Origin of the sequence: Actinomyces sp. ph3 (assembly GCF_000308055.1) — a bacterium.
Taxonomy (GTDB): Bacteria; Actinomycetota; Actinomycetes; order Actinomycetales; family Actinomycetaceae; genus Pauljensenia.
Genome location: NZ_CAGY01000003.1, coordinates 140,025 through 149,316 on the forward strand (window position 1 = coordinate 140,025; position 9,292 = coordinate 149,316).

The 9,292-nt window shown below is 56.7% G+C and carries 8 protein-coding genes; 7 read left to right on the forward strand and 1 reads right to left on the reverse strand.

Features of this window, described 5'->3' with window-relative positions; genetic code table 11:
• Window positions 1-5: 5 nt before the first annotated feature.
• The 4 genes from HGAS_RS05135 to HGAS_RS05150 all read left to right on the forward strand — a co-directional run bounded on the left by HGAS_RS05135 (window position 6) and on the right by HGAS_RS05150 (window position 4,441).
• On the forward strand, window positions 6-980 hold the full coding sequence (locus HGAS_RS05135; protein WP_019126782.1) for an alpha/beta hydrolase fold domain-containing protein: 975 nt from the start codon (window positions 6-8) through the stop codon (window positions 978-980).
• 290 nt (window positions 981-1,270) lie between these two features.
• Window positions 1,271-2,638, forward strand: a complete 1,368-nt coding sequence (locus HGAS_RS05140) for an extracellular solute-binding protein (protein WP_019126783.1) — start codon at window positions 1,271-1,273, stop codon at window positions 2,636-2,638.
• Between the two features lies 1 nt (window position 2,639).
• Window positions 2,640-3,581 (forward strand): carbohydrate ABC transporter permease, encoded by a 942-nt coding sequence (locus tag HGAS_RS05145; protein ID WP_019126784.1) that lies wholly within the window; start codon window positions 2,640-2,642, stop codon window positions 3,579-3,581.
• Window positions 3,581-4,441, forward strand: coding sequence for a carbohydrate ABC transporter permease (locus HGAS_RS05150; protein ID WP_019126785.1), 861 nt, complete (start codon window positions 3,581-3,583; stop codon window positions 4,439-4,441). Before HGAS_RS05145 ends, HGAS_RS05150 begins: the two co-directional genes overlap by 1 nt.
• A 28-nt stretch (window positions 4,442-4,469) precedes the next feature.
• Here the strand turns inward: HGAS_RS05150 and HGAS_RS05155 are convergent, their stop codons facing one another.
• Complete coding sequence (locus HGAS_RS05155) at window positions 4,470-5,333, reverse strand: A/G-specific adenine glycosylase (RefSeq protein ID WP_019126786.1); 864 nt, start codon at window positions 5,331-5,333, stop codon at window positions 4,470-4,472.
• Between the two features lie 114 nt (window positions 5,334-5,447).
• Here HGAS_RS05155 and dcd point away from each other — a divergent pair, with 114 nt between their 5' ends.
• From dcd to HGAS_RS05170, 3 genes are all read left to right on the forward strand, one after another.
• Window positions 5,448-6,029: a dCTP deaminase gene (gene dcd / locus HGAS_RS05160; RefSeq protein WP_009408384.1), complete on the forward strand. Its 582-nt coding sequence runs from the start codon at window positions 5,448-5,450 to the stop codon at window positions 6,027-6,029.
• 2 nt (window positions 6,030-6,031) lie between these two features.
• Window positions 6,032-7,291, forward strand: a complete 1,260-nt coding sequence (locus HGAS_RS05165; RefSeq protein ID WP_019126787.1) for a hypothetical protein — start codon at window positions 6,032-6,034, stop codon at window positions 7,289-7,291.
• A gap of 116 nt (window positions 7,292-7,407) precedes the next feature.
• Complete coding sequence (locus HGAS_RS05170) at window positions 7,408-9,246, forward strand: DUF5979 domain-containing protein (RefSeq protein WP_019126788.1); 1,839 nt, start codon at window positions 7,408-7,410, stop codon at window positions 9,244-9,246.
• Window positions 9,247-9,292 lie beyond the last annotated feature (46 nt).

Below are 9,292 nucleotides of genomic sequence, written 5' to 3' on the forward strand. Positions count from 1 at the left end.
GAAGAATGGCTGAAACTCCGTTCTTTCTACGCCCTGAGTTACTGCCGGTTATCGAAGCGACACCAGAACAAACAACATGGGACCTGCCTTCGATGCGCGCTGGGGGAGATGCTCTTCTGGAGAATCCCCACGAAGCAACCAATAGACTCGAAGTGACCTCGCATGGGCGCAGCTTCATTCCCGCTAACCTGCAGGACAATGCGCCGATCCTGGTGTCGATCCACGGTGGGGGATACGTCGCTGGGCGCGCGGCATTCGACGATGCGAAGAATGACGAACTTGCAACGCGCTTCGGTGCGATCGTCCTCTCTCCCGAGTACCGCCTCGCACCTGAATTTCCCTTCCCGATTCCCGTCGACGACTGTATTTCTGCCCTTGCCGAGGCCCTTGAGCGTTTTGGGTATGAACGTCCAATTTTCGTTTTGGGGGATTCTGCGGGAGCCGGACTTGCCTATTCCATGGTGAGTCGCCTCTACGGATTGGCTGCGCACGTGCCGCAAGACGAAGGAACTGCGGCTCAATATGAGCGGATTTCTTCCATGATCAGAGGCATTGTCTTGCTGGAACCTTGCATTGACCCGAGCATGTCAACGCACTCAAGCTCGCTCTTTGCAGATGGTCCCATCTGGACACGTCGCGCGGCAGCCGGTGCGTGGCGACACTTCTTTGGGCTTGCGCTGGCTACGGAGGAAGAGGGGAAGAAGTCGGAGATCCCCGACGTACTCGTCGAATCGGCATTCCCCAAGCCACGGGAACATATGAGGGAAATTGGCCTCCCTCCGGCACTAGTCGTTGTGAATCCTGTAGATCCTCTTCGAGATGAGGGGATTGCTCTGGCAACTGGCCTAGTTGATAGCGGGTGCATTGCTGAGTTGCACATGTTCGCCGGTACTTTCCACGGGTCGCTATCCGTGCCCGACTCAGTGGCTTGGGACGAAATTCGTTCATTGATCAGTCGTTTTATGACTGAGAACAGCTAAACGGACCGGGACTAACCGGAAAGACCGAAAGGGGGTGCAGCATCGACACTGAGCCGGTGCTGCACCCCTCTCTATATACCCTGTGAGCTGCAAATATTCGCTCACCAAATATTCAGGGAACTTTGTAAAGATCGTGACCGAAGTGTAATCAACGGGGCTGGAAAGCCGTTTCTACGTAGTAATACAATTCACACCAAGGACTTCCGTGTCAAAGGGGCGCGGGGAAGCCGGGCGACAGTGAAGCCGCGGGCAAACCGAAGGAAGTCACCGAACTATCAAAGGAGAGTTCAATGGCACGTCGTGCACTCGCCGCCGTTGCAGTTCTGGGCATTGCCGCCGTGGGACTGACAGCGTGCTCTGGATCCAAGGACAAGGCATCATCGGATAACTCAGGGAATAAGACCCTAGTTGTTACGTACTACAAGACATCGTCTTTCGCTCAGATGGACGAGTTGATGAAGCGTGTGAAGGGTGAGTTTGAAGAGGCACACAAGGGTGTCACCATCGATCTTCAGCCCGTTGAAGCCGAAGCGGACCAATACTTCACAAAGCTGGCGCTGATGAATAAGTCGAAGTCCAAGGCTCCCGACATCATCTATGAAGACACCTTCCAGGTCATGAGCGATGCTGCAGCTGGATACCTGATGCCCATCGATCAGTACGTGAAGAACTGGGATGAATGGAGCCAGTACCCCGAAAGCTCAATCCAAGGGGCAAAGGGTATGGATGGCAAGCTCTACGGTGTTCCTTTCGGCACCGATACCCGCGGTATCTACTTCAACAAGAAGATCTTCGAGCAGGCCGGTCTGCCGACCGATTGGCAGCCCAAGAATTGGGATGAGATTCTGTCCGCAGCCCGCACCATCAAGGAGAAGGTGCCCGGCGTTATCCCAATGAATATTTATGCGGGTCGCGCCGGCGGTGAACAGACCACCATGCAGGGCTTTGAAATGCTGCTCTACGGAACTCAGGACACCCTGTACAACACCGATACCAACAAGTGGATCAGTGGTTCTCAGGGATTCAAGGACGCTCTGACCTTCTACCAAACTGCATATTCAGAGGGGCTAGCACCTTCTAATGATATTGCTCTGGATAAGGGTGTCGGCCCACGAATGGTGACTGAGTTTATGCCCCAGGGGAAGGTCGCAATCAATATTGATGGCTCGTGGCTTCCTTCTTCCTGGATGCGTGAAGAAACAAAGTGGGCCGAATGGCAAGACACCATCGGACTGGCAAAGATGCCGACTCAGAAGGGACAAGAACCCGGATTCACCACGCTCTCCGGTGGCTGGGTGCTCTCTGTTGGATCTCAGACCAAGGATCCCGAACTGGCAGCCGACTTTGTCAAGACCGCTCTGAATAAGAAGGGGTCGCTCGAATACTCCATTACAACATCAGCAGTTGCGATTCGTAAGGATATCGTTAGCGACCAAGACTATCTGAAGTCCAACCCGTCATTTAAGTTCTTTGCTGATCTTGTTCAGTACACTCACTTCCGCCCTGCAACTCCCGACTACCCGCAGATCTCCACGAATATCCAGACGGCCACCGAGTCCGTGGTCACCAAGGAACAGACCCCCGAACAGGCCGCAAAGGCCTATGACGAGGGCCTGGTGAAGATCGTCGGCGAGAAGAACATCGAAGCGGCGAAGTAACATGTCTACCTCGGTTCGTGTGGGGACCGAGAGCACTGCGACCCTTGGCGGGCGACGCGAGACACTGATCTCTCGCATCGCCCGCCAAACGGGCCGAATGGGCCTGCTGTTTCCAGCAGTTGCTCTTATGGCGGTGTTCCTCGTCGGTCCCATTGCATACTCGGTATATGGGTCTTTGACCAATGCCGCCCTTTCGGGCTACAAAGCGGCAAACCCCGAATTTGTTGGCCTCGAAAACTATGCGGAACTGCTGACCAGTAATGCTTTCTGGAAAGCAGTCCTGCTCACTGTGATCTTTGTGTTTGCATCAGCTGTTGTCGGCCAGAACGTTTTAGGTCTGGCCTTGGCAATGCTCATGCGTAAGGCACCGAAGATCCTTTCCACCCTTGTTGGCGGCGTCGTTGTGATCGCTTGGGTTATGCCCGAAATCGTCGCTGCCTTCGCGCTCTATGCTTTCTTCTCGAGCGATGGAACGCTTAATGTAATGCTTTCCTATATCGGATTGAGCGGACCGGCGTGGTTGCTGGTGTTTCCTATGTTTTCCGTCATCATGGCCAATATCTGGCGCGGGACAGCCTTCTCAATGATGGTGTATTCCGCAGCGCTGGCCGAAGTCCCACCGGAAATTCAAGAGGCAGCAAAAGTCGACGGAGCGCGCGGCTGGCAGCGATTCTTCTTTGTCACCCTTCCCATGATCAAGGGCTCCATTTCCACCAACCTGCTTCTGACCACCCTTCAAACCCTGGGTGTCTTTACACTCCTGTGGGTGATGACGGGCGGTGGCCCGGGAACTCAGTCGACGACTCTCCCGGTCATGGCCTACCAAGAAGCCTTTAAGAACTCTCTGATTGGCTACGGTACGGCGATTGCTACGGTGACCATTGTGCTGGGTGCGCTCTTTGCTCTGGTTTACATTCGCGCATTGAAGCCGGAGGTGGACTGATGGCTACGCAAGCTAAGGAAATCCCCTCCGTCGCTAATCCGCGTGAGAAAACGGTTCGACTGGTTTCGACGATAGCTTTAAGCCTTATCGGGATTTGTTTTGTTGTTCCGATGGCCTGGGTAATCCTCGCTTCCTTTAATAAGACCGCGACGCTCTCGCTGAATATCCCAGATCAGTTCACAACTTCGAACTATTCAGATATCGCGACATTTGATCGCACCTGGCTTCCCCTGTGGAATTCTGCGATTCTCTCCTTCGGAACGGCAATCTTGACCGTTGTCGTCGGTGCACTCGCGGCCTACCCGCTGTCTCGCTACAAGAGTCGTTTCGCTCGCGGATTCATGTATACGATTCTTTTCGGAACCTGCTTGCCCATTACGGCATTGATGGTTCCGGTTTACTCGCTCTTTGTCAGCCTCGACCTGATCGATTCAATGCCCGGCATCATCTGCTTCATGACTGCAACCTCACTGCCCATGGCCGTGTGGATGCTCAAGAACTTCATGGACTCTGTCCCTGTGTCTCTTGAAGAAGCAGCCTGGGTCGATGGCGCAAGTGCCCTCAAAGCGCTGCGAACCATTGTTCTTCCCCTGATGAAACCAGGTCTGTTGGTCGTCTTCATCTTCATTTTCACCGCAACCTGGGGGAACTTCTTCGTCCCCTTCATCTTGACGACTGATCCGGATATTCAGCCAGCTGCCGTCGCAATTTACCAGTTCTTCGGAACTCACGGAGCCGTTGTTTATGGAAAGCTTGCCGCATTCGCGGTGATCTATTCCAGCCCGGCTCTGGTTCTGTACGCAATCATGCAGAAAGTTTCCGGAGGAAGTTTCGCAATGGCAGGAGCAGTCAAGGGCTAGGCCCACCCTCCAGGGTCCAGCCCCTTCCTCATTCCCGAGGAAGAGTGATGTGCCTGGTTGCCACCTCTTCGGCAACCAGGCCGTCGCGTATCAGAGCCTCAATGACGCGAGGAGCCTGCTGAGGATCCGCGCCCTCCAAACGTGCCGCGGCGACGGCCTCGTCAATCGAAATTCCCGAGGGAGAGGCGCGCAAAGCCGCCATCACGCGCCCCCGAGCCTGCCGGTCAGTTCCCTTCCACGCCTGACCACGAGGCCTCACTTCGGCGGGCGGAAAACCAGCCTTTGCCCACGCGCAGTCCTCGCGCAGCGGACAGCCCTCACACTTGGGGGAGCGCTGCGTGCAGACAAGCGCGCCAAACTCCATGATCGCCACATTCCACAGCGCGCACTCTGCGCCATCTTCGGGCAGCCATTCCATTGCCGCAGCGAACTCTAAGCGCGAAGGTGCGCTGCGTCGCGCAAACTCAATTCCGTCGCAGATGCGTGCGAACACTCGCCGAATATTCGTATCAAGGACGGGAACGCGCTGGTGGAACTGGAAGGATGCAATTGCGCTGGCGGTGTAGGGGCCAATTCCTGGCAGCTCCAGCAAGGCCTCGTAGGAAGAAGGGAGAACGCCCCCGAAATCGCGCGTGATACTGAGTGCGCAATCGCGAAGGCGCAGAGCCCGCGATGGGTAGCCCAGGTGGCTCCACTCGACAAGGACCTCGGCGGGGGATGCTTTCGCCAGATCTGCGGGAGTTGGCCACAGACTCATCCAGCGCTCCCAAATCGGCTGAACGCGAGGGATGGGGGTTTGCTGGCTCATGACCTCAAAAACAAGCGTGCCCCACGGGGAAACATCATCAGCGCGCATGGGAAGATCGCGGCGATGAAGGCGGTACCACTCCATGATGGCACTACGGGCAGTTTCTCTTTCAGTCACGGGCACACAGGTAGCTTAGCCGTCACCCAACGCGCCCGCTGAGGCGCGAAGGCTCACACCAAACTGTGCGAGAATGGCACCATGCTGCTCAGTGATCGCGATATTTCAGCAAGCCTTGATAGCGGACGTATTCAATTGGATCCGCTTGATCGCTCTCTGATTCAACCCGCAAGTATCGACGTGCGTTTGGATCGACTTTTCCGCCTTTTCGATAATCACCGCTATCCGGTGATCGATCCCGCTGCCGATCAATCTGACCTGACCCACAGTGTGGACGTGGGACCGGACGATCCCTTCGTTCTGCACCCCGGTGAGTTTGTACTGGGCGCAACCTATGAGCTGGTGACCCTGGGTGATGACATCGCTGCGCGCCTTGAGGGAAAGTCTTCGCTGGGTCGCTTGGGCCTGCTGACCCACTCAACCGCTGGCTTCATTGACCCCGGCTTCTCTGGCCACGTCACCCTGGAACTGTCGAATACTGCGACCATGCCGATCCTGCTCTACCCGGGCATGAAGATTGGTCAGCTGTGCTTCTTCGATCTGTCCTCGCCCGCCGAGCACCCCTACGGCAGTGAAGGCTTGGGCTCGCACTACCAGGGTCAGCGCGGGCCGACGCCCTCGCGTACTCACCTTCGTTTTAGTCGCACCCGTATCGAGCGTTGATCGTGGGCCAAGAAGCATCGCTGCCCCCTAAACGCAGGTCGTTTCGCGAGCGTTTGGAAGCTGCTCCTGCTGGGCAGGCTCACGATTCTGCGCGAGGTGTCCAGTCCTCGCTGAGCCAGACGGCTTCGCACCCTTTGACTGAAACCTCGATGACTTCGGTCGGCGGGATGCGTGCTTTCGACACCGCGCTGCGAGTGAACGGCACCGGCGAGATTCGCCTTGATGATCATGTTGCGCGCGTGTCTATGGGCACCAGCTCCGCTGCGCGTGAAGTGTTGCCTCTTCCCGTTGAGTTGGGGCTGGCAAACCACCTCTTCTGCGTGGGCGCTTCCGTTGAAGATGATGAGCTTGAGGCCTTGGCTGTTTCCGCGTGGGACGAGGCCCATTGGGTTGCTCCCGGTCGTCTGCACCTTCGCGGGGGAGTAGAGCTTTCTGGCCCTTGGGCGCTTCCCGTAAACGTCCGAGGTCCACTTGGCTTGGGTGCAGACCTCACTCACGCGTGGGTTGTGGAGTGCGAGCCGATGCGCGGGGAGCCTGCACCGCCTGAGCTTGCCGCGAGTGACCGCTGGGCTTCGGCTTTCCCCGAGGGCTTGCCCGTCGGGCTCGAATATCAGGTCTTGCTGGTGCTGGAGCGGATGGCTCGGCGCTTGGCTGGGGCTGTGCGCATTGCGGGAAGTGGCGTTGTGATGCAGCCCGATCCTGATTCCGCAGTGTCTTTGGCCGTGTATTCGCCGCGCTGGGTGGGGCCCGCTGAACTTGCCGAGGCCTTGGCTGAGGTTTTCCCAGAGACGATTGATTCGCGCGAGTTGGTTGCTGATGCGCAGGGAGAGCCTTCCCGTCAGAATCGTCACGATGCCGAGGCTGAACGAGAGCTGCGTTCAGTGGTGCATGAGTTGAGTGATGAGTTGCGCGAAGCCTTAGCGCGGGATCGTGAACATGCACTAAGCGCTGAACAAGTTGTTGATGGTTTTGCTTTGCTCAGTCCTATTGGGAATCAGTCGATCATGATGGTTGAAGTGCATCAGGTCGAGCAGGTTCCTCATGTCTTGCGCTGGGAGGAATGGGCGCAGGGGGCGGTCATTGAGTATCGACTGCGCTGGCTTCCTAAGGGAAATGTCGAGGTTCCTGAGAGTATCGTCACTCGTTCCGAGCGTTTGGAGCGGATGCGTTCGACTCGTGATATTGAGTCTGCAGCAACAATTATCCTTGGAATTGCGGGCGGAGCTGTGGTTGACGAGGATGACTTCCTGGTTTCTTTATGAAATGTTTATGAATGAAATCTGAATAAATTTAGCTGAGAAAACACTAGGAATTTCAGCCTGATTACCTGTAATATATTTTTGAATCTGTCAATCTTCGGATTTTTGGAGTTTTTCCTATGACAACCCTCCGCACAAAGCGCGCGGTTTCTGCGCTCGCAGCGCTGACGCTTGCGGTTGGTGGTATCGGTGCCGTTGAGATCTTCTCTGACGCTGCCGCTCCCGCCGCCCACGCCGCAACTTGTCCCGCACCCACCACAGATATCACGTCGAAAATGACTGTTGGCCAGCCTGAATTGGTTGACGACAATGGAAATGCAACGACGAACCTCACTGTTGGTCAGACTCTTGGTTACAAGGTCAAGTGGTCGACCAGCTCGAAGGTGACCGCAGGTCAGTACTTCCAGTACAAGCTTTCAACCAAGTCCGCGAACCCGATCGCTCCCTTCACCTTCGATGTGAAGTCCGCATCGGGCACCGTGATTGGCTGCGCTACTTGGGGATCAGATGGTACTGTCAAGGTCGTCTTCAATGAAGCAGCTGAGGGTGCGGCATCTTGGGATGGCTGGGTGATCACTCGCTCGCGCTTGACCCTGGAGGCCAATGAGATCGGAGGCACGCAGCCTTTCCATCTGACCGACACCAAATTCGTTGACGTTAACGTCAAGAAGGGCGTCGGTGTTGGCGAAGGTTTCCGTAAGGATGGCTTCTGGACCTACCCCGGCACCGTTTGGAACAAGAGCCGCACCATCTCTTGGCGCGTGACCATTCCCGGTGGCTCCGCTGGTCTGAAGAACGTGACCTTTACCGACAACTCTGAAGACACCAAGTGGGACTTCGACTGCACCGATCTGACGAGCCAGTTGAAGAATGCCGCTAACTTCAAGCTTCTTGCAGCTGTTGGCGGCGCCAACTACGCAGGTGCGGACCTCTCTAACGGTTCTCTCTCTAAAAACGCGACCATTACCTGTGATGCAAACGCGCTCAAGATTCAGATTCCTGAGATTCCTGCAAACCAGTTCGCAGTCTTCACCCTCTACGGTCGCGTTGAGAACCTGGTGAACGGACGCTACTGGAATACTGCAAACATCGAAGCTCCGGGCACTCCGGGTGCATCAATTGCAAGTGAAAAGCTCGTCTACGGTGCTGATGCTGGTGCAGAAGCAAAGCAGGTCTTCTCCATCGCAAAGAAGGTTGATGACTCCGCAGCTGCTCTGACCGATGATCCGGACTTCTCCTTCGAAGTGACCCTGAAGGGCCCCGGCGTTGACAAGACTGAAACTGTCACCGTTAAGAAGGGACAGACCTACACTTACCCCGACAAGCTGCCTGTCGGCACGAAGGTCACCATCAAGGAAAAGAACCTTCCCGACGCAAGCGTCTTGTGGGATAACGCAACTTCCGGTGTCTTCAGCGAATCTGATGGTGTCACCTTGGGTGCGGACAAGAAGACCGCAACTCTGACGGTTAACCCTGAAAAGGACTACACCGCAACAGTCACCAACGTGACCAAGCCGAAGCCGACTCCGACCCCGTCGACCACGACTCCAACCCCGGAACCCACGCCGTCCACGACGACTCCGGCTCCGAAGCCCACCCCGTCGACGACCACTCCGGCTCCGAAGCCCACGCCGTCCACGACGACTCCGGCTCCGAAGCCCACCCCGTCGACGACCACTCCGGCTCCGAAGCCCACCCCGTCCACGACGACTCCGGCTCCGAAGCCCACCCCGTCGACCACGACTCCCGAGCCGAGCCCCTCGACCACCACCTCGGTGCCTCCCGCACCGACCGAGTCGACTCCTCCCTCGACGCCCTCTGAGCAGCCCAAGAAGCCGAAGAACCCCAAGTCTTCCCTGGCAAAGACCGGTGCAAACAGCGGAATTCTGCTGGGCCTTGGAATGGCAGCATTGATCGCCGGTGGCGCTGCAGTTGCAACGCGTCGCAAGATGGGCTGAACCATCTAGCGCACTGACGCTATAACGCTGGTCCCGGTGGCGAGAA